The 18,691-nt window shown below is 71.6% G+C and carries 20 protein-coding genes and 1 pseudogene; 8 read left to right on the top strand and 13 right to left on the bottom strand.

The window, feature by feature from the left end; all coding sequences use genetic code 11:
- Nucleotides 1–32 precede the first annotated feature (32 nt).
- A complete protein-coding gene (locus ACFFGE_RS11105) occupies nucleotides 33–1,271 on the top strand; it encodes an NAD(P)/FAD-dependent oxidoreductase (protein ID WP_376836464.1) in 1,239 nt (412 codons plus the stop codon).
- Nucleotides 1,272–1,411: 140 nt separating this feature from the next.
- Here ACFFGE_RS11105 and ACFFGE_RS11100 read toward each other — a convergent pair whose 3' ends face one another.
- Together ACFFGE_RS11100 and ACFFGE_RS11095 are read right to left on the bottom strand one after the other, a co-directional pair.
- Nucleotides 1,412–3,019, bottom strand: coding sequence for a DUF4139 domain-containing protein (locus ACFFGE_RS11100; protein WP_376836463.1), 1,608 nt, complete (start codon nucleotides 3,017–3,019; stop codon nucleotides 1,412–1,414).
- 11 nt (nucleotides 3,020–3,030) lie between these two features.
- Nucleotides 3,031–4,410: a DUF4139 domain-containing protein gene (locus ACFFGE_RS11095; RefSeq protein ID WP_376836462.1), complete on the bottom strand. Its 1,380-nt coding sequence runs from the start codon at nucleotides 4,408–4,410 to the stop codon at nucleotides 3,031–3,033.
- Nucleotides 4,411–4,521: 111 nt separating this feature from the next.
- Between ACFFGE_RS11095 and ACFFGE_RS11090 the strand changes: the two genes are divergently transcribed.
- The 3 genes from ACFFGE_RS11090 to ACFFGE_RS11080 all read left to right on the top strand — a co-directional run bounded on the left by ACFFGE_RS11090 (nucleotide 4,522) and on the right by ACFFGE_RS11080 (nucleotide 7,377).
- A complete protein-coding gene (locus ACFFGE_RS11090; RefSeq protein WP_376836461.1) occupies nucleotides 4,522–5,418 on the top strand; it encodes a class I SAM-dependent methyltransferase in 897 nt (298 codons plus the stop codon).
- Nucleotides 5,415–6,140 carry an RNA pseudouridine synthase gene (locus tag ACFFGE_RS11085; protein ID WP_376836460.1) on the top strand — a complete coding sequence of 242 codons (726 nt, stop codon included), beginning with the start codon at nucleotides 5,415–5,417 and terminating at the stop codon, nucleotides 6,138–6,140. The genes ACFFGE_RS11090 and ACFFGE_RS11085 overlap by 4 nt, the downstream gene beginning before the upstream one ends.
- A 211-nt stretch (nucleotides 6,141–6,351) precedes the next feature.
- The gene (locus tag ACFFGE_RS11080) at nucleotides 6,352–7,377 is read left to right on the top strand and encodes a phospholipase C/P1 nuclease family protein (RefSeq protein WP_376836459.1); all 1,026 of its coding nucleotides are present in this window, start codon (nucleotides 6,352–6,354) and stop codon (nucleotides 7,375–7,377) included.
- 6 nt (nucleotides 7,378–7,383) lie between these two features.
- On the opposite strand, the pseudogene ACFFGE_RS11075 reads toward ACFFGE_RS11080, so the two are convergent.
- Nucleotides 7,384–7,581, bottom strand: a pseudogene (locus ACFFGE_RS11075) (helix-turn-helix transcriptional regulator); the annotation flags it as partial.
- 74 nt (nucleotides 7,582–7,655) lie between these two features.
- On the opposite strand from ACFFGE_RS11075, the gene ACFFGE_RS11070 reads away from it, so the two are divergent.
- Together ACFFGE_RS11070 and ACFFGE_RS11065 are read left to right on the top strand one after the other, a co-directional pair.
- The gene (locus tag ACFFGE_RS11070; RefSeq protein ID WP_376836741.1) at nucleotides 7,656–7,880 is read left to right on the top strand and encodes a hypothetical protein; all 225 of its coding nucleotides are present in this window, start codon (nucleotides 7,656–7,658) and stop codon (nucleotides 7,878–7,880) included.
- 206 nt (nucleotides 7,881–8,086) lie between these two features.
- Complete coding sequence (locus tag ACFFGE_RS11065) at nucleotides 8,087–8,827, top strand: isochorismatase family protein (protein ID WP_376836458.1); 741 nt, start codon at nucleotides 8,087–8,089, stop codon at nucleotides 8,825–8,827.
- Nucleotides 8,828–8,864: 37 nt separating this feature from the next.
- Here the strand turns inward: ACFFGE_RS11065 and hisC are convergent, their stop codons facing one another.
- The 5 genes from hisC to prfA are packed head-to-tail and all read right to left on the bottom strand — an operon-like array spanning nucleotide 8,865 to nucleotide 13,614.
- Complete coding sequence (gene hisC, locus ACFFGE_RS11060; protein WP_376836457.1) at nucleotides 8,865–9,971, bottom strand: histidinol-phosphate transaminase; 1,107 nt, start codon at nucleotides 9,969–9,971, stop codon at nucleotides 8,865–8,867.
- 19 nt (nucleotides 9,972–9,990) lie between these two features.
- The gene (locus tag ACFFGE_RS11055; RefSeq protein ID WP_376836456.1) at nucleotides 9,991–10,677 is read right to left on the bottom strand and encodes a hypothetical protein; all 687 of its coding nucleotides are present in this window, start codon (nucleotides 10,675–10,677) and stop codon (nucleotides 9,991–9,993) included.
- Complete coding sequence (locus tag ACFFGE_RS11050) at nucleotides 10,677–11,717, bottom strand: DUF2125 domain-containing protein (protein ID WP_376836455.1); 1,041 nt, start codon at nucleotides 11,715–11,717, stop codon at nucleotides 10,677–10,679. The genes ACFFGE_RS11055 and ACFFGE_RS11050 overlap by 1 nt, the downstream gene beginning before the upstream one ends.
- A gap of 39 nt (nucleotides 11,718–11,756) precedes the next feature.
- A complete protein-coding gene (locus ACFFGE_RS11045) occupies nucleotides 11,757–12,506 on the bottom strand; it encodes a polysaccharide deacetylase family protein (protein WP_376836454.1) in 750 nt (249 codons plus the stop codon).
- A 40-nt stretch (nucleotides 12,507–12,546) separates the two neighbouring features.
- Nucleotides 12,547–13,614 carry a peptide chain release factor 1 gene (gene prfA / locus ACFFGE_RS11040; RefSeq protein WP_376836453.1) on the bottom strand — a complete coding sequence of 356 codons (1,068 nt, stop codon included), beginning with the start codon at nucleotides 13,612–13,614 and terminating at the stop codon, nucleotides 12,547–12,549.
- Nucleotides 13,615–13,790: 176 nt separating this feature from the next.
- Here prfA and ACFFGE_RS11035 point away from each other — a divergent pair, with 176 nt between their 5' ends.
- Both ACFFGE_RS11035 and ACFFGE_RS11030 read left to right on the top strand, forming a co-directional pair.
- Nucleotides 13,791–14,378: a response regulator gene (locus ACFFGE_RS11035; RefSeq protein ID WP_376836452.1), complete on the top strand. Its 588-nt coding sequence runs from the start codon at nucleotides 13,791–13,793 to the stop codon at nucleotides 14,376–14,378.
- A 70-nt stretch (nucleotides 14,379–14,448) separates the two neighbouring features.
- Entirely contained in the window at nucleotides 14,449–15,234 is a 786-nt protein-coding gene (locus ACFFGE_RS11030) for a sulfite exporter TauE/SafE family protein (RefSeq protein ID WP_376836451.1), read from the top strand.
- A gap of 3 nt (nucleotides 15,235–15,237) precedes the next feature.
- On the opposite strand, the gene ACFFGE_RS11025 is transcribed toward ACFFGE_RS11030, so the two are convergent.
- The 5 genes from ACFFGE_RS11025 to ACFFGE_RS11005 form a co-directional block, all read right to left on the bottom strand.
- Nucleotides 15,238–15,837 carry a glutathione S-transferase N-terminal domain-containing protein gene (locus ACFFGE_RS11025; RefSeq protein WP_376836450.1) on the bottom strand — a complete coding sequence of 200 codons (600 nt, stop codon included), beginning with the start codon at nucleotides 15,835–15,837 and terminating at the stop codon, nucleotides 15,238–15,240.
- The gene (locus ACFFGE_RS11020; protein WP_376836449.1) at nucleotides 15,834–16,115 is read right to left on the bottom strand and encodes a type II toxin-antitoxin system RelE/ParE family toxin; all 282 of its coding nucleotides are present in this window, start codon (nucleotides 16,113–16,115) and stop codon (nucleotides 15,834–15,836) included. The genes ACFFGE_RS11025 and ACFFGE_RS11020 overlap by 4 nt, the downstream gene beginning before the upstream one ends.
- A 2-nt stretch (nucleotides 16,116–16,117) precedes the next feature.
- Nucleotides 16,118–16,300 carry a type II toxin-antitoxin system RelB family antitoxin gene (gene relB, locus ACFFGE_RS11015; RefSeq protein WP_376836448.1) on the bottom strand — a complete coding sequence of 61 codons (183 nt, stop codon included), beginning with the start codon at nucleotides 16,298–16,300 and terminating at the stop codon, nucleotides 16,118–16,120.
- A gap of 36 nt (nucleotides 16,301–16,336) precedes the next feature.
- On the bottom strand, nucleotides 16,337–17,461 hold the full coding sequence (gene ispG, locus ACFFGE_RS11010; protein WP_376836447.1) for a flavodoxin-dependent (E)-4-hydroxy-3-methylbut-2-enyl-diphosphate synthase: 1,125 nt from the start codon (nucleotides 17,459–17,461) through the stop codon (nucleotides 16,337–16,339).
- A 66-nt stretch (nucleotides 17,462–17,527) separates the two neighbouring features.
- Nucleotides 17,528–18,628 carry a helix-turn-helix domain-containing protein gene (locus ACFFGE_RS11005; RefSeq protein ID WP_376836446.1) on the bottom strand — a complete coding sequence of 367 codons (1,101 nt, stop codon included), beginning with the start codon at nucleotides 18,626–18,628 and terminating at the stop codon, nucleotides 17,528–17,530.
- Nucleotides 18,629–18,691 lie beyond the last annotated feature (63 nt).

Here is an 18,691-nt window from a genome sequence, read left to right as displayed (position 1 = left end):
GGCCGCCGCGCGAACCGCCTATCTGGGCGGCCATGACCAAGGTCCTGATCATCGGCGCCGGGCACGCGGGTGGAACCGCCGCCGCCATGCTGCGCCAGTACGGCCACGAGGGTCCGATCGTGCTGATCGGCGAGGAGCCGGAGCCGCCCTATCAGCGCCCGCCGCTGTCCAAGGCCTGGCTGAAGGGCGAGGCGGGGGCCGAGGACCTGTATCTGCGTCCCGACAGCTTCTACGCCGAGCAACGGATCGAGCTGCGGCTGGGCGTCCGCGCCGAACGGATCGACGCCGCCGCGCGCACGGTCGCCTTCACGGACGGGGCGACGGAGACCTATGACGCCCTGATCCTGGCCACCGGATCGGTGTCCCGAACCCTGCCGCTTCCAGGCGCCGACCTGCCGGGGGTGCTGTCGCTCCGCTCGATGGCCGAGGCCGAGGCGCTGAAGGCGCGGCTGGAGCCCGGGCGTCGCCTGCTGGTGATCGGCGGCGGCTTCGTCGGGCTGGAGGCGGCGGCCTCGGCGCTGGCGCTGGGCTGCGAGGTCACGGTGATGGAGCGCGCGCCCCGCCTGCTCTCCAGGGTGGCGTCCGAACCGATCTCGGACCTGCTGGCCCGGCGTCACCTCGCCGAGGGCGTCGATCTCTGGCCGTTCGCCGAGATCATGGACCTGCGCCCCTACGGCCCCGAGCCGGGCGACGACCGTCCGCGCATCGGCGCCCGCACCGAAGGCGGCGGCGTCGGCATGGGCCATGTGGTGCTCGTGGGCGTGGGCGCGGACGCCTGTGACGCGCTCGCCCTGTCGGCGGGCCTGACCTGCGACGGCGGGGTGGTCGTGGACGAGGCGGCGCGCACTTCCGACCCCGCCATCTTCGCCGTCGGCGACTGCACGCGGCGACCCAGCGCCCTGCTCGGGGAAGGCCTGTTCCGTCTGGAAAGCGTCCCGAACGCCCTTGAGCAGGCCAAGCAGGCCGCCGCCGCCATCGTCGGCCGCAGCCCCCCGCCGCCCGAAGTCCCGTGGTTCTGGTCGGATCAGTACGACCTGAAGTTGCAGATGGCGGGCCTGCCGGGCGCGGCCGACCGGATCGTCACGCGCGGCGATCCGGACGAAGCGCCCTTCGCCGTCTTCCACCTGAAGGGCGATCGGCTGGTCTGCGTCGAGGCGGTCAATGCGCCTGCGGAGTTCATGGGCGGGCGTCTGCTGATCGGCAGGGGCACGCCGGTCGACGCCGCCAAGCTGGCCGACCCAGCGGTGTCCATGAAGGCCGTCGCCGCCTGATCTCCTCCCCCGCGTGCGGGGGAGGGGGACCGCGAAGCGGTGGAGGGGGCGGGGTCAAGCGCCGGTGTCCGGGGTCGCCCCCTCCACCATGCTGCGCATGGTCCCCCTCCCCCTCTTTGAGGGGGAGGAATGCAGGACCGTCAGCCGACCTGGTAGGCCCAGGTCAGCTCCACCGTCCCGCCGGCGGGCACCTGGATCCGCCAGGTCAGTTCGTTCCGTGGATTGCGCGCGCTCGGGTGGCTTTCCTCAAGGATGCGGAAGCCGGTCTCGTACTGGGCCGAGGGCAGGATCTCCACGGTGATCGGGATCGCCTTGCCGTTGCGGAGGGTGGCGGCCATGGCGGTGCGGCCGGGCCCGAAACCTCCGCCTTCCAGCTTCGGGCCCGGCTGGAAGTCCACGACCCGGGGCTGGATGTCCACGTCCCGCGCGGCGCCGAGCCCCAGCGTCAACGGCAGGCCGATCGGATTGTCGACGAAGGTCGTCGTCCCGGACACCATGCGCATGCCGGCGACCTCCTCCATCACCAGCACACGGCCGCCGGGCAGGGCGCGGCCCAGCCCTTGTTCGGGCGTGTTCAGGCTCTCGAACGTCACCTGCGGGGTTCCGCCCCCGTTCGCCTGGCCCTGGTAGGCGGAGATCCAGGTGCGATAGATTCGCTGGAAGTCGACCGTCGGCTGGTCGATGAACTGCACCTGCTTGGTCTGGCGCGCGGCGACGGTCACCGGCTCGGCGAGCGTGTAAAGCTTGTAGTCGCCGAGATCGGATTCCTCGGGACGTTGGGGGGCGCGCGGCGCGGGCGGCGGCGGCGGGGCCGGAGGCGGCGGCGGCGCCATGGCGTAGAGCCGGCTTCCCGTGACGACGATTTCCTCGAGCGCGGGGAGGCCGAACCCGGGCACCTCCGTCGTCGTATCCATGGGCCAGCAACCACGCGGACGCGAGCGTACGAGGGGCTGGACCGGACGCGTCTCGCCGCGCCGGTTCAGCTGCCCAGCGACGAGCTGAAGCTCCACCTGGTCGAACGTCGTCGCGCCGCCGTTCGTCAAGGTGATCCAGCCGGCGAGCGACAGGGTCTCGCCGTCCGCGGACGGCGTGGCGACATAGTCCGCCGACCACTGCAGCCCGGTCGCCAGATAGGCCAGGGTGACACGATGTCGTCCGGCCCGCTCGGCGCGGGTGCGCAGCGACAGCACCGGCTGGTCCGTGAGCCCTTGGGGCACGTTGTCGAAGACCAGTCGCTCCGGCTGGCCGGAGCACTGCAGCGCCTCGAGCCGTCCGTCGATCTCCAGCACCACGCCGTTCGATGCGGCGCGCAGCACGCCGACGTCGGTCGTCTCCTCGCCGGTTTCGGGATTGGTCCGGACGCGGCGGACCACCTCGCCCACGGATCCTTGGATCAGCGAACCGGGGCTCAGCAGGTCGAAGTCGGTGTTCTGTTCCGTGATCCGCGCGGGCAGGCCGTCGACGACCACCGAGGCCGTGATGATCCCGTCGGCCACGTTCTCGAAACGAATCACGCCGTCGCCCGCGGGCACGTCGATCGTGCGGGTCTCCACGATCATCGCCAGGCCCTGCTGCCTCAGCGCGGGTGACCCGCGCATCTGGGACAGCATCGCCGTATCGACCGGTTGCGCCCGATAGATCACTAGGTCGCGGGCCTCGGGCCCCGGCGAAACGGACACGGTCTGCGCCAGGGCGGGCCAGGCGAGCGCGGCCGCGCCCACAGCCAGGATCACGCGGAGCGAACGCATCCGCCCGCCCTTCACTGGATCTCGAAGGTGGCCGTCAGCCGGGTCGAGCCGTTGGCCGGGACCCGCACCTGCCAGACGCGGGTGTCCGCGTTCGGACGCTCGCCCGCCTGGCTTTCGGCCAACAGGCGCCCGGCGCGGCCCAGGCCCGACTGGCGCAGCTCGACCGTCACCGGCTCCCGCCGCGCGTTGCGGACCACATACTCCATCTCGTAGCGGGTGCGGGCGTTGTTCTGATCGATCCGGATGACTTCGCTGTTCAGGACCGTGGGCTGGACGGTGACGTCGAAGGCCGAGCCGGTGGTGATCGCCACCTCGGCGCCTGCGGAGGTGTGGCCGATCGCGTCCTCGCCCACGAAGCGCGACTGGCCGCCGACATCGTCCATGTAGACCCGCACGACCCCGCCCGGCAGGGCGCGGCCCAGGCCCGTCGCGCGGCTGTTGTCGAACACCACGGCCACGGCGGCGCTTTGCGGCGAGGAGCTGCTGAAGCCCGAGAGCTCGGAGCGATAGCGCTTGCGCGCCGGCACGTCGGTCGCGGCGTACAGGCCGACCTGCTTGGTCTGGTTGTTCGCCACCGTCACCCGCTCGGGGATCGGATAGATGTAGTAGTCCGCCAGCCCCTCGGCGTCGCCGCTGTCCGTCCCGTAGTTCTGGCCGCCGTAGTTGCCGCCCAGGCCCGAGATCATGTTCAGGTCGCCGGCCACCAGCCGTGTGTTCGCGTCGGTGAAGGTCGCGCCCGAGGTGTTGGTCAGGGTGATCCAGCCGGTCAGGTCCATGCGCCCGGCCGCCTCGTCGAAGTCGATGACATAGTCGGCCCGCCAGCTGAGCCCGGTCGTCAGGTAGCTGAGCGTCGTCTCGCGCGCCCCGGCCTGGTCGGCGTTCAGGGTGACGCTGAGGGTCGGGCGGGGGCGCAGGTTCCGCGGCACCTCGTCGAAGATGACGCGGGTCGGCACGCCGTCGTCGCGCAGCACCTCGATGCGGTCGCCGACCTGGAGCACCACGCCCTCGTTGGCGGCCAGCACGCGCGCCCGCTGCTCTGTCTCGCGACCCGTCGCCGGGTTGATGCGGATCAGGCCGATGTCGTCGCCGACCGCCGCCGTCATCAGCTTGTCCGGCGTCAGCAGGTCGAAGTCGAAGTTCTGTTCCACGACCGTCAGACCCTCGCCTGAGAGGCTGACCGTCTCGGGCCGGATGCTGGCCGAGACGCCGGGAAACTCCTGGCGGGTGCGCCCGGCGGGCAGGGTGATGCGGCGGACATCCTCCACCAGCGCCAGGTTCTGGTTGTAGATGGTGATCGAGACCCGGTCCGGGCCGGTCGGCTCCTGGGCCGGCGCGGCGGACGCGGCGCCGAGTGCGGTCAGCGCCATGAGCGCCGTCTTGAACGAAGACATCGTCCCTCCCTCGTTTCCCCGCCTTATTTGGACGGTGTTTGCCGCGGGCTGTCCAGTGAGAAACGCCCCCGGCGCGTTCCCGTCGGGTCCGGACTGGGATAAGCGGGCGCCATGAAGCGCCTTCTCTACGGCCGGCCGCCCGCCGTCTTCGATCCGCCGGCCGACGCCGTCCAGACCTCGCCGCTGATCCCCGGCTCCGCGCGGCTGGAGGACGTCGCCGAGGGCGAGGCCGACGCGGTCACGATCTACGGGCCGCCCGGCGCGATCGAGCGCCGCTACACCCTGGCCCTGGCGTTGCGGGCGCTGAAGCCGGGCGGGCGCCTGGACGTCATGGCGCCCAAGGACAAGGGCGGCGCGCGTCTGAAGAAGGAGCTTCTCGGCTTCGGCGTGGAGGCTGAGGACACCCCCAAGGCCCACCATCGTCGTTGCGTCGCCGTCCGCCCGGCGACCGTGCATGGACTTGATGAGGCCATCGTCGAGGGCGGCCCGCGCTTGGTCGAGGGGCTGGACGCCTGGTCCCAGCCCGGTGTCTTCGCCTGGGACCGGATCGATCCGGGCACGGCGCTGCTCGCCGAACACCTGCCGCCGCTGAAGGGCCGGGGCGCGGACCTGGGCTGCGGCTACGGCGCGCTGTCTCTGGTGGCGCTGCGGTCGCCGCATGTAACGGCCCTGCGCGGCGTCGATCTGGACCGGCGGGCGGTGGAGGCGGCGCGGCGCAACGTCGAGGACACGCGCGCCGCCTTCGACTGGGCCGACGCCCGCGCCCTGGGCGACGCCGACCTCGACTTCGTCCTGATGAACCCGCCCTTCCACGACGGCGGCCAGGAGGACCGGCGGCTGGGCCAGGCCTTCGTCCGCGCCGCGGCCGCCCTGCTGGGCAAGGGCGGGACCCTGTGGCTGGTGGCCAACCGGCACCTCCCCTACGAGGCCGACCTCGACGCCGCCTTCCGCCGCGTCCGTCTGGTCGAGGAGGTCGGCGGCTACAAGGTCTATGAGGCGACGAAATGAAGGCCGTCCGACTGGACAAGCTGCTGTCGGGCCTCGGCTACGGCACCCGGTCCGAGATCCAGAAGCTGGCCCGCGCGGGCGGGGTGGAGCTGGATGGGGCCGCCCTGACCGACGCCGCCGCACGCGTGCCCGTAGGTCCCGACCTGCCGGACCGGCTGAAGATCGACGGCCGCCCCGTCGATCCGCCGCCGGGCCTGGTCATCCTGATGCACAAACCGCTGGGCGCCACCTGCTCGCACAAGGAGGACGGGGCGCTGGTCCATGACCTGCTGCCCCCCCGGTGGCGGCGGCGCGATCCGGCGGTCTCGACCATCGGGCGGCTGGACAAGCAGACATCGGGGCTCCTTCTGCTCACCGACGACGGCGACCTGCTGCATCGGGTGATCAGCCCCAAACGCCATGTGGCCAAGGTCTATCGCGCCGCGCTGGCGCGGCCGCTGACGGGCCGGGAGGGCGCGATCTTCGCCTCCGGCGAGCTGATGCTCGAGGGCGAGGCCAAGCCGCTGGCGCCCGCGATCCTGGAGGTGATCTCGCCGACGGAGGCGCGGCTGACGGTGACCGAGGGGCGCTATCACCAGGTGCGTCGCATGTTCGCCGCCGTGGGCAATCACGTGGAGGCCCTGCACCGCGAGCGACTGGGCGGACTGGCCTTGCCGGACGACCTGGCCCCCGGCGAATGGCGTCTGGCGACCGAGGCGGAGGTGGTTGCGATCTTCGGATAAGGCGTCCTTCTCCCCTCGTGGGAGAAGTTGGCATGCGGATCATGACGGATGAGGGGGACGTGCCGCCCGCTCACCGTCTGACGGCGTGCCAGCTGAACCCGCCCCCTCATCCGAGCCGCGCTGCGGCCCACCTTCTCCCGCGAGGGGAGAAGGAACGCTTTGCGGCGTGCGCGATGTCGCGCTAGGGCGGGACGGGTTTGTGGAGTCCGTCATGAAGCGCCTTCTCGTCTCCTCCGTGGTCCTCGCCCTCGCGGTCGGCGCGAGCGTCGACGACGTCGACGCCTGGGGCGCGACCGGACACCGGATCATCGGCGTGGAAGCCATGCGCGCGCTTCCCGAGGAGCTGCCGGCCTTCCTGCGGACGCCTAGCGCGGCGGCCGACATCGGCGAGCTGGCGCGCGAGCCCGACCGCTGGAAGGGCGCCGGTCAGCCGCATGATCGCGAGCGCGACACCGCCCACTTCGTCGACATGCGCGAGGACGGGCGCGTCATGGTCGCCGGCGGCCCCTTGATCACGGAACTGCCGCGCTTGAAGTCGGAGTTCGACGCTGCCCTGATCGCGGCGGGCACCGACGTCGATACGGCGGGTTATCTGCCCTACGCCCTGATGGACGGCTACCAGCAGCTGGTGCGGAACTTCGGCTACTGGCGTGTGCTGACGGCGGCGGAGGCGCGCGAGACCGATCCCGGCAAGCGCGCCTGGTATCGCGAGGACCGGCTGCGGCGCGAGGCGTTGATCTTGCGCGATCTGGGCGTCCTGGCCCACTACATCGGCGACGCCAGCCAGCCGCTGCATGCGTCGATCCACTACAACGGCTGGGCCGAGGGCGAGCCGAACCCCGAGGGCTTCACCACCTCGCGGCGGACCCACGGGATGTTCGAGGGCGACTATGTCCGGCGCCACGTCCGCGCCGACGCGGTGGCCGCCGCCATGCCCGCGCCCAATCTCGACGGGTTCGAGCTGCGCGCCGCGACCGCGGCCTATCTTCTGGCGACGCTGGATCAGGTCGTCCCCTTCTACCGGCTTGAGAAGGCGGGCGCGTTCCGCGACGGCGAGACGCGCGGCGCGACCTTCGCGACCGAGCGCCTGGCCGCCGGGGCGGCCGTGCTGCGCGACTGGACGACGCTCGCCTGGCGCGACGCCGCCGACGAGCGCGTCGGCTGGCCCGCCATCAGCGTCGCCGAGGTCGAGGCCGGAACCGCCGACCCCTGGGACGCCCTGGTCGGCACGGACTGATCGGGCTCAGTTCAGCGCCCGTCTGAAGCGGCTGGGCGTCATGCCCGTGGCGTTCCTGAAGAGGCGGGCGAAACGGCTGGGGCTTTCGTAGCCGACGGCGGCGGCGACGTCGGTGATGGAGCGGGCCCGGTCCTCCAGAAGCCCCTGGGCCACCGTCAGCCGTCGCAGTCTGATCCACTCGCCCGGCGAGGCGCCCATGGAGGCCTTGAAGGCGCGCGCGCGAAGTGGAAGGGCGACAAACCGGCCACGCGCGCCAGCTCCTGAATCGGGAGCCTGCGGTGCAGGCCGCTCTCCACATGCGTCTTCAGGGCCGCCAGCTGTCGCGAGGTGAGCCCGCCGCGCGTCGCTTCGTGCGACCGCGTCCGGGCCGTCCGGACCAGCGTCAGGACCAGGGCGCGCAGCAGGCTTCGGTTGTACTCGGCATCGTCCGCCGAGGCCGGATCGGCCAGCTGCTCGACCAGTCCGGTGACCACCGGATCGACGAGCACCCGGCCGCGCAGTGAGCCAGGGGACAGCCGTCATCCGTTACGCCGAACCGCTGAAAAGTCCCGACGCCGACGGTCAGCAGCAGAACCTCCTGGGCCGCGTGGGCGGGCAGCACCGCCTCCCCGCCGACCGGGGCGAGGGTGAAATAGTCCGGGGAGACGCAGATGTTCAGCCGCGCGGTGTCGGGCCGCTCCATCGACCGTTCGCGCCAGGGAATCTGAAGATGCGCTCAACGACTGTCGCCCTCGTCGCCGCCCTGATGCTGTGGCCGATAACGACGGCTCACGCCCAGAACGCCGATCGCCAGAACAGCACGGCGCCTGCCGCGCTCGCAAGGCCGGCCCTGGACGACACTGTGCTGATCTACGTCGACTACGTCACCGGGCTGGACAATCTTATCAACACCATCCCGCGCGCCCAATTCCGCAACAACGTCACCGCCTTCGCCAAGTTCAACCCGCTGTTCCGCCTGCCGACGATCGTGCTGGGCGAGGAGAACGACTACTACGGGACCTTCCTGCCCGAGATCACCGAGCACGTGACCCACGACATCCACCGATTCAACCGGACCCAGGTGTCGGGGTATACGCCGGAAGTCGCGGCGTATCTCGCGTCCACCGGCCGCAAGACCGTCGTCATCGGCGGCATCTCGATCGACAACTGCACCCTGCACACCACGCTCGACCTGCTCAGGGCGGGCTACAAGGTCTATGTCATCACCGACGTCTCGGGCTCGAACAGCCCGATGGCCGAGGCCGACGCCATCCAGCGGATGCGGGACGCGGGCGCGGTGACGGGCGGCTGGCTGTCGATCCTGACCGACCTGGGCCAGGACTTCGCCCACCCCGGACACGGCCAGGGCATGATGGGGATCATCCAGGCCCACTGGCCCGCCTCGACCATCGGCACGGTGAGCGACAGCACCCCCGACGGCCACGGCCTGCAGCTGCCCGCCGGGTACTGAGCCTGGGACGGCCCGGTCCGGCGGGGCCGCGCCGTCCTCAGCCCGCCGCGAATTCGCTGAGCGCGTCGATGACCGCCCGGTTCTGGTCCTCGGTGCCGATGGTGATCCGCAGGCAGTCGGGCAGGCCGTAGCCGCCGACCTGGCGCACGATCACGCCCTTGGAGTTCAGATAGGCGTTCGCCGCCTCTGCCGAGAGCTTTTGATCCGGGAAGCGCACCAGGATGAAGTTCCCCGCCGACGGAAACACCTCGAAGCCGAAGCCCCGGATCGCCTGGGTCAGGCGCGGCCGCCAGGTGTGGATCAGCTCGCGCGAGGCCTTCTGGTGCGCCTCGTCGCCCAGGGCGGCCACGGCGGCCTCGATGCCGGGCGCGGAGACGTTGAAGGGCAGGCGAATGCGATCCACCGCCTCCGCGACCGCCAGCGGCGCATAGCCGAAGCCGATGCGAAGCCCCCCCAGACCGTGGATCTTCGAGAAGGTGCGGGTCACCACGATGTTGGCGCTGTCCCTGGCCAGCGGGAAGCTGGTCGCCCAGTCCGGCTCCTGGACGTATTCGGCATAGGCCTCGTCGATGACCATCAGGACGTCGGGGCGAAGGCCGGCGTGCAGCTCGGCGATCTCCTCGGTGGTGTTCCAGCTGCCGGTAGGGTTGGCGGGGCTGGAGACGTAGACGATGCGCGTGCGCTCATCGACCTGATCGAGCAGGGCCTGCGGCGTCGCCTTCAGGTTCGGCTCGGGCGCCAGCTTGACCTCGGCCTCGTTGGCCAGGGCGCTGATGCGGTAGGCGAGGAAGCCGTACTGGCCGGTCACGATGTTGTCGCCCGGCGTCAGATAGGTCTGGTTCAGAAGCGCGAACACCTCGTCCGAGCCGTTGCCGAAGATCAGCCGTTCGGGCTCCAGCCCGTGGTGCTCGGCCACCGCCGCCCGCAGCTTGTTGGCCCGCCCGTCGGGGTAGTAGTGGATGTTGGCCAGCGCCGCCGCATAGGCCTCGCGCGCCTTTTCCCCAGCGCCCAGCATGTTCTCGTTGGAGGACAGCTTCATCGGATTGGCGACGCCGTCGATCTTCGACTTGCCGCCGACGTAGGGGGCGATGTTCAGGATGCCCGGCTTGGGGCTCGGGCCGTGCGGGGTCGCGGTGTCGGTCATGACGTCGCCTTATCTCGGTTCACAGGACGGGCGCGTGTCCGATCACTCCGGAGAGCCGCCCCAGCCTCGCCACGGCCGGATCGTCCAGCCGCGGGTCTTCGCGCTGCACATAGCCCGTCAGCATGAAGAGCTTCAACCCGCCCGCCGACGCGCACGGCGCGGCGACCAAGCCCGCCGTCTCCAGCGCGGCCAGGACCCGGGCGTCGGAGGCCGGACTGTCGCTGACCCAGAAGGTGCGGTCCTCGCCGGTCGGCCCGACGCCGCCGGCGCCCACCAGCAGGGCCCTGGGGCCCGAGGCCGGGTCGTCGGGCAGGGCGCCGACCACCGCCAGATCCGGCCGCGCCAGCAGCCGCGCCCACCAGGGGCCCAGACCCTCCGCGTCGATCAGGGTCAGTCCGACGGCGGCCGCCTTCAGCGCCGCCTCCGCCGTCGGGTGAATGCGCGCCGCCCCGCCGAAACGGTCGGCGACGAGCAGCTGGGCGACCGGCCCCGCCGCGGCCACGAGGCGTTCGGCGGCGAGGATGCGGCCGGCCACGGCCTTCAGGACCGCCCGTTCGACCGCGCCGAGGCCGGTCAGCGTGGGCCGCAGCGCGATCGCCTGGGCGTCCAGCGCCGCCCCGCCGTGCGACAGCCGCGCCCGCACCGCCCGCCCCAGGGCCCGGTCGGCTGCGATCAGGTCCGCCCCGACCTCGGGCTCCTCCAGCATCAGAACAGCTTCGGCGCGGGCGCCAGCACGAACGGCCCCAGTCGCGTGCGGCCCTCGGCGAACTCGACCGACAGCGCCACGTCCCGCTCCGGCATCCGCTCGGCCGCGGGCTGGCCCGTCAGGCCCGAGATGGCCGCGCCGGGCCGGTTCGCCGTCAGCGTCAGCCGGCCCTCCAGTCGCCCGTCCTCGCCGGCGACCAGCCGGGGACTGTCGAAGGTCGCCTCGCTCCGGCCCGCCGCCAGCCGACCGCGCACGTCGCTCAGGGCGCCGCCGCTTCGCGCCCAGGCCGCGAGCACCCCCGCCGGATCGGAGCCCGACAGCCGTCGCGCGTTCTCGACGACCCCTTCGACCTCGAGCGTCAGGGTCTGATCCTGCGCCATCGCCTCGACGGGACCCTCCCGCCGGCCGCGCGCCTCGATCAGACGGAACAGCACGTCGGCGGCGTCGATGGGCGCCGTGTCGGGCTGAGCCACGGCGCGCCCGCCGTCGCGCCCTTCTGCATGCGGGCGAACGTAGAATTCGATCCGTTCGGCCGCCGAGATCGGGAAAGGCTCCGCGCCGGGGTGGGCCGTGAAGTTGGCGTCGACCAGTTCCAGCGCCAGGTTCGGGTAAGGGTTGCGCAGGCCGCTCGCGCTGGCGCGGATGCCGCGCGCCTCGACCGCCACCTTGCCCTTGTCGCCGCGCGTCAGGACCAGGCCGTCCGAGGCCACCAGCACCCAGCGGTCGGGGTTCCAGGCCATGGCCTCGGCCGCCAGCTCCGGCGCCGCGATCGCCTGGCCGGAGGGGGCGACCAGCTCCACGTGCCGCGCCTCAGCGCGGACGCGGAACGGCCAGCCGCTCAGGTTCAGATCAGCGTACTGCACGTCCCAGCCGGCCTCGCGAAGCGCCTCGACGCGCTCGACCAGCCGCGTCTCCACCGTCCGCACCAGGAAGATCCACCAACCGGTCCAGAGGGTCAGCGCGATCAGGGCGATGCCCACGGGCGCGAACAGTCCCTTTCGCGAGTGGCGGGGCGGCGGCGTCGTCGGCGTATCGGTCATGGCCGTTCCATAACGCGGAAATCGGCCGGATGGACGAGTCTATTGCGACGCTTGTGGGGCGATGCGCCCGAAGGCCTCGGCGACCGGGAGGATGTCCAGCCCCGCCGCCTTCGCCAGGCGGATGACGCGGTCCAGGTCCTGCGGGCGGCACCCATAGGGCGTCGGGCGGTCCGAGACGTCGTGGCCGTAGGCGTTCAGCCAGCCGCCGATCCGCGCGGTTTCCGCCATCAGGGCGTCCAGATCGTAGCCGGGCAGACGCCGGCTCTCCAGGCCGATGCTCTTGATCAGGCCCCGGTCCTCGCGCCCCCGGCTGATCCCGTCGCGCACCCCCCGACCCAGCGCGAAACGGGCCCGGACCGCGCGCTTCGCCCCGATCGAGGCGTCGCCGTAAGGATAGGCGAAGGTGGTCATGCGCCGGCCGTCCAGACGTTCGGCGACCCACCGGGCGTTCGTGTCCAGGCTGTCTTCCAGCTCCGCCGCGCTCATGCGCAGGACGCTCGTATGGCCGAAGGTGTGGCAGCCGACCTCGTGCCCGGCCTCGGCCAGCGCCTCAAGGTGACGGGTCGTGAACTGCGGCAGGTCCAGATTGAAGCCGCTCTCCAGCCCGCCGCACACATAGTAGGTCGCGCGGACGCCATGATCGGACAGGATCGGCCCCGCCTCGGTCCAGGCGCTCTCGGGAAAGTCGTCGAAGCTCAGGGAGAAGACGCCGCGCGCGGGGGCCACCTCGACCGCGTCGATGTCCACATAGCGGGCGGCGCGCCGGCGCATCTGGTCGATCAGCTGCATGGGCGCGAGCCTATCGGCCCAGGCTTAAGGAATCGTCGGCTCAGCCCAGCTCGGCCTCCAGGTCGGCCAGACGCGCCGCCTGATCCTCGGCGATGAGCGCGTCCGTCAGCGGTCCGAGCTCGCCCTCCAGCACCTGCGGCAGGTTGTAGAGGGTCAGGTTGATGCGGTGGTCCGTCACCCGACCTTGCGGGAAGTTGTAGGTGCGGATGCGCTCGGAGCGGTCGCCGGAGCCGACCTGGCTCTTCCTCGCGTCGGCGCGGGCCCGGTCCTTCTCCTGGCGCTGAAGGTCGTAGAGCCGGGCCTTCAGGTTGGCCATCGCCTTCCTGCGGTTCTCGTGCTGGCTCTTCTCGGAGCTGGTGGCGACGATGCCGGTCGGCAGGTGGGTGATGCGCACCGCCGAGTCGGTCTTGTTGACGTGCTGGCCGCCCGCCCCCGAGGACCGGTAGGTGTCGATGCGGATGTCCTTGTCCTCGATGACGATGTCCACGTCCTCCGCCTCCGGCAGGACGGCCACCGTCGCCGCCGAGGTGTGGATGCGCCCCCCCGCCTCGGTCACGGGCACGCGCTGCACCCGGTGGACGCCGCTCTCGAACTTCAGCCGGCCGAACACCCCGTCGCCTGTGATGGAGGCGACGATCTCCTTGTAGCCGCCCATCTCGCCTTCCGAGACGCTGTCCACCTCGACCCGCCAGCCGAGGGTCTGGGCGTAGCGGCTGTACATGCGGAACAGGTCGCCGGCGAAAAGCGCCGCCTCGTCCCCGCCGGTCCCGGCCCGCACCTCCAGGATGGCCGAGGCGTTCTCGTCCTTGTCGCGCGGCGCCAGCAACAGCGCGACCGCGCGCTCGATATCCGGCAGTCGGGCTTGAAGCGCGTCCAGCTCCTCGGCCGCCAGGGCGCCCATCTCGGGATCCTGCGCCAGGGTCTTGAGCTCTTCGACCTCGGCCCGCGCCCGCGCCAGCTCCGCCACCGCGTCGGCGACCGGCTTCAACTCGGCGTGCTCCTTGGACAGCCGCACGATCTCCGCGCCGTCGTTGGCGGCCGACATCCGCGCCTCGACCTCGTGGAAACGGTCGAGCACCTGGTCCAGTCGGGCTTGGGGCAGTCGCAAGGGAGGCGTGTCCGGGGCGGGGGCGGCGGGCGGTCGGTTTACGCGCGCGCGGCTCCGCTGTCGATGCGGACCGCTCACGCCCCGCTGGCGTGATCGTGACCGGGCCTGACAATCCCGTCAGGCGCCTTGGCGGCGGTCCGGTCCGCGCCTAGGTCGGGCCAAGTCAGGAGGGCCTCATGTACGACGCGCCTCGCGAGACCTCGGCTCGCACCCCCGATTCCATGTCTCTGATCGCCCGGCTCGACGCGGCGTTCGCCGGCGGCGCGCCGGAGCGCCCGCTCGCGGACGAGGTTCGCGCCATGGCCCGGATCTACGATCTCGAGGCGGAGGGCGACATCGCCGAGGTCTGGGCGGCCCTGCGTCGTCTGCTGGTCCGCCAGCCGGCGGCCGCCGCGATCCGGCCCGAGCCCATGACCCTGCTGGTGGCCGAGGACGATCCGGACATCGCGGCGGACCTGATGGACACCCTGGTCGGCGCCGGGCACGGCGTGGTGGGTCCGTTCAGCACGGCCGAGGCGGCGCTGGCGGCGGCGGCGCAGCATCGGATCGACGCCGCCCTGATCGACATCAACCTCGGCGGCGCGGTCAGCGGCGTGGAGCTGGCGCGGCGTCTCGGCGGCGACTGGGGCGTGCCGTCCGTCTTCACCTCGGGCGATGTGCCGAACGCGGCGCGCAACGCGGGGCTGGCGGCGGCGGTCGTGCTGAAGCCCTATACCCCCGATCAAATCCTCAGCGCGCTCGGAGCCGTCGCGCGACACGCTTGACGGTCGGCCGCAACCAACGGCCTTCTCGGGACTTGTCGCCTGGCCTCCCGACAGGCGTTCAGGGTCCCCGATGGAAGACTTCCTGCTGTTTCTTCTCGTCGGGATGCTGGCCCAGCTCGTCGATGGCTCCCTGGGCATGGCCTACGGGGCGATCTCCTCGTCCGTGCTCCTGGCGTTCGGCGTGCCGCCCGCCACCGCTTCGGCCAGCGTCCATGCCGCGGAGGTCTTCACCACGGGCGCCTCGGCGGGCTCGCACATCTGGCACAGGAACGTGGAGTGGCGGCTCTTCGTGCCGATCGCCATCGGCGGCGTGATCGGCGGCGTGGGCGGGGCCTATTTCCTCAGCGGCGTCGATGGCGACCTGATCAAGCCCTACATCGTGGCCTACCTCGCCATCATGGGCGTCTACATCCTGTGGCGCGCCACCCGCGACCTGCGACCGCGCCGCATCAGTCCGCGCTGGCTGGTCGCGCCGCTGGGCGTCGTCGGCGGCTTCTTCGACGCCATCGGCGGCGGCGGCTGGGGTCCGACCGTCTCCTCGGCCATGGTCGGCGCCGGCCAGGAGCCGCGCCGCGCCATCGGCACGGTGAACTCCGCCGAGTTCATCCTGACCAGCGCCATCTCCGCGACCTTCCTCTGGGCGCTGCTGACGGGTCATTGGCAGGAGGCCGAGGGGCTGAACAACCATCTCGCCGCCGTGGCCGGTCTGGTGGTCGGCGGGCTCCTCGCCGCGCCCTTCGCCGGGCTGGTGGTCAAGAAGGTGCCCCAGCGCGTCCTGACCTATGCGGTCGGCGGGCTTCTGATCGTGCTGGCCGGCTTCCAGGGCCTACAGCTCGCGGGCGTCGTCGGCCGCTGACGGTCAGGCCGGATAGGTCTGGCGGAAGCTGTCGCGCGTCTCCAGCGCCTCCGTCAGCGACTTCAGGCGGGGGCGACCGTCCGCCCAGCCGAGGTCCGGATGGCGAAAACCCATCCAGGTCCCGGCCACGCCCGCGGTGATCACGCCCACGTCCAGGGGGCCGCCCGGCTCCGGGACGGCGGCCTCCAGCGCATCCAGGGCGCGACCCAGGTTGGCGGTCCAGCGGGCCATCCACGACGGCGAGCGCTCGTCTTCCGGGCGCCGCTTCTCCAGCACCAGCTTCACGCCCATCTCGAGAGCCGCGTTCCCGAGCGTCTCGAGCCGCTTGACCCGCAGCCGGTCGGCGCCGCCGGGCGGAACCAGGCGAGGCCCGGCGCCGAGCTCGTCGAGATACTCGCAGATGACCGGGCTGTCGGTCAGGGGCAGGCCGTCGTCGGCGATCAGGGTCGGCACCTGCACGATGGGGTTCGAGCCCATCAGCTCCGCCGCGTTGGCGTAGGGATCGACGGCGATCTCCTGCACCCGCTCGGACAACCCCTTCTCGCGCGCCACGATCCGGCACTTGCGCGCGAAGGGGGAAGGGGTGGTGATGTAGAGGATCATGTCTGAGGGTACCGTTGGCTGGCGTGCAAGACTTGAACAACGCGGATCGCCGCCAGCTCGACGCGATAAACCAGAATGTAGTTTGGCAGGACGACCGCCTCGCGCGTGCCGGCGACTCTTCCTTCACGATAGAGGTAAGGCGCCTGTCCCAGCCCCTCTGCGGCTTCCACGAGCCGATTGCGGACGTTTCGCGCCGCGACCGGGTTGCGTTCGGCGATATAGTCGACGATCAGCTCGGCATCCTGAATTGCGGTCGCCGACCATATCGTCGGAAGCACCGTTAGGCCGCCTTGCCCTTGTGCTTCGCCAGGATGGCGTCCAGCCGCGCTACCGCCTCATCGTGCGGAATCGCCGGACGGGTATCGGCCAGGGACGCCTCCACCTTCGCCCGGAACCAGGCGTCATAGGCCTCGGCCTCTTCGGTCGTGGCGAACTCCGAGACGATGGGGTCTAGTTTGGCCATGTCTCAGATAATGCGCCTCGCCGCTCAGCCCCGCAACTACTCCGCGGCCGCCTTCGCCGCCTCGAACTCGGCGGCCTTCCGTTCGACCAGCTCGACGATGTGGTCGATCATGCCGTCGTTGGCCTGTTTGTGGGCGATCTTGCCGTTCAGGTAGATCATGCCCGAGCCCTTGCCGCCGCCGGTGAAGCCGATGTCGGTGTAGAGCGCCTCGCCCGGGCCGTTCACGACGCAGCCGATGATCGACAGCGACAGCGGCGTCGATACATGCGCCAGCCGCTCCTCCAGGACTCCGACCGTCTCGATGACGTTGAAGCCCTGCCGCGCGCACGACGGGCAGGCGATGATGTTGACGCCCCGATGGCGCAGCCCCAGCGACTTCAGGATGTCGAACCCGACCTTGATCTCTTCGACCGGATCGGCGGCCAGGCTGACCCGGATCGTGTCGCCGATGCCCGACCACAGCAGCATGCCCAGCCCGATCGAGGACTTGATGGTGCCGGTCCGAAGCGGTCCCGCCTCGGTCACGCCCAGGTGCAGCGGGCAGTCGATCACCTCGGCCAGCTGCTGATAGGCCGCGACCGTCAGGAAGGGGTCGGACGCCTTCACCGAGATCTTGAACTCGTGGAAGTCGTGGTCCTGAAGAATTCGGGCGTGGTTCAGCGCGCTCTCGACCATCGCGTCGGGGCACGGCTCCCCGTACTTCTCCAGCAGCTCCTTCTCCAGGCTGCCGGCGTTGACGCCGATGCGCATGGAGCAGCCGTGGTCCTTCGCCGCCTGGACGACCTCGCGCACGCGATCCGGGCTGCCGATGTTGCCCGGATTGATCCGCAGGCAGGCGGCGCCGGCTTGCGCCGCCTCGATGCCGCGGCGGTAGTGGAAGTGGATGTCGGCGACCAGCGGGACCTTGGCCTCCCGCGCGATGGTCCGGAAGGCGGCGGTCGAGTCCTCGTCGGGGCAGGAGACGCGGACGATGTCGGCCCCGGCCTCCTCAAGCCGGCGGATCTGGTCGATCGTCGCCGCCGCGTCGGTCGTGGGCGTGTTGGTCATCGACTGCACGCTGATCGGGGCGTCGCCGCCGACCTCCACCGAGCCGACGCGGATCTTGCGGCTCTTGCGACGTTCGATGTGGCGCCAGGGGCGGACGAGGGTGTGATCGCTCATGAGGGCGCAACATAGGCCAAGGGCGATGGCGTTTCCACGACGGCCCGCACGGCGCGCCGCGACGGATCAGCCGACGGTCGAGGGCGCCGGATCGCCGATCGGCGACACGATGGCCGGCGCAGCGAGCCCGGCCGCCGGCGCCTGGCCGCCGGACTGGGGCTGGGGCGCGGCCGCGGCCCGGCGCGCCGCCTCGGCCCGCGCCTCGGCCTCGGCCTGGGCCGCCGCCGCGCGCGCGGCGCGCTCGGCCTTGGCGTTCAGCTGGGCCAGCGGCGTCAGGGTGGCCGCCAGCACGCCGTCCGACTCGCCGTTCAGATACACCCCGATGGCGTCGGGCTCGGAGGCGTCCACGGTGGCCGGGACGCCGACGGGGGCCCGCCAGGCCTCGCCCGCGGCCAACTGGCGCGCGAAGAGGACGCGCCCGTCGGCGTGGCGCACGACCAGCGTCGTCGCCTTGCGCGCCTGCAGCGTCACCTGGGACGAGGTGGAGTCCGCGCCATAGACCGCGCCGCGCGGGTTGAAGGCCGCCTGGACGGGGGGGCGGCCGCGGGCGGCGGCGACCGCGGCGGCGGTCGCTTCGGGATCCTCCGCCTCGATCCCGAGCAGCTGAGCCTCGAGGCCCGGCGTCAGGTACATGGCCGGCACGGTCTGGTCGGCCGGCGCCGGGCGCGGCGCGCCGAGGGAGATCTCGGTCAGACCGTCGGCCTGCCCCGGAACGGCGCCCAGCGTCCAGCTCTCCGGCGTCTCGACGATCGCGGCCGGCGCCTCGGCGCGCATGAGGTTGACGCGCTGGAAGACGTTCCAGCCCACGACGGCGAGGATCAGCGCCGCCGCCGCCGCGATGACGCGCGGGGACTGGCGCCGGACTTCGGCGAAGGCGACGCCGGTCGGCGGCTGCAGCGGCGCGACCTTGTCGCCGTCCGGCGCCTCGCGCTTGTAGCGTTCGACGGCCAGCTGCTCGTCGATGCCCAGCGCCGACGCATAGGCGCGCACATAGCCCAGGGTGAAGACCCGCGACGGCAGGATCGAATGCTCGCCCTGCTCCAGCGCGATCAGATACTTCTTGTGGACGCGGGTGACGGCGGACAGTTCATCGAACGTCTTGCCCGACATCTCGCGGGCGCGGCGCAGGCCGGCGCCGAGGGAAGGCGCTTCAGCGATGGAAGGCATCGGCTCCTTCCAGTCCGGGTGGGCCCGAAACTCGTCGGGGGCGTTCCCCGCGTCCAGCGCCAT

Source organism: Brevundimonas balnearis, assembly GCF_042434805.1.
GTDB lineage: Bacteria > Pseudomonadota > Alphaproteobacteria > Caulobacterales > Caulobacteraceae > Brevundimonas > Brevundimonas balnearis.
This window is presented reverse-complemented; position numbering and strand designations above follow the sequence as displayed.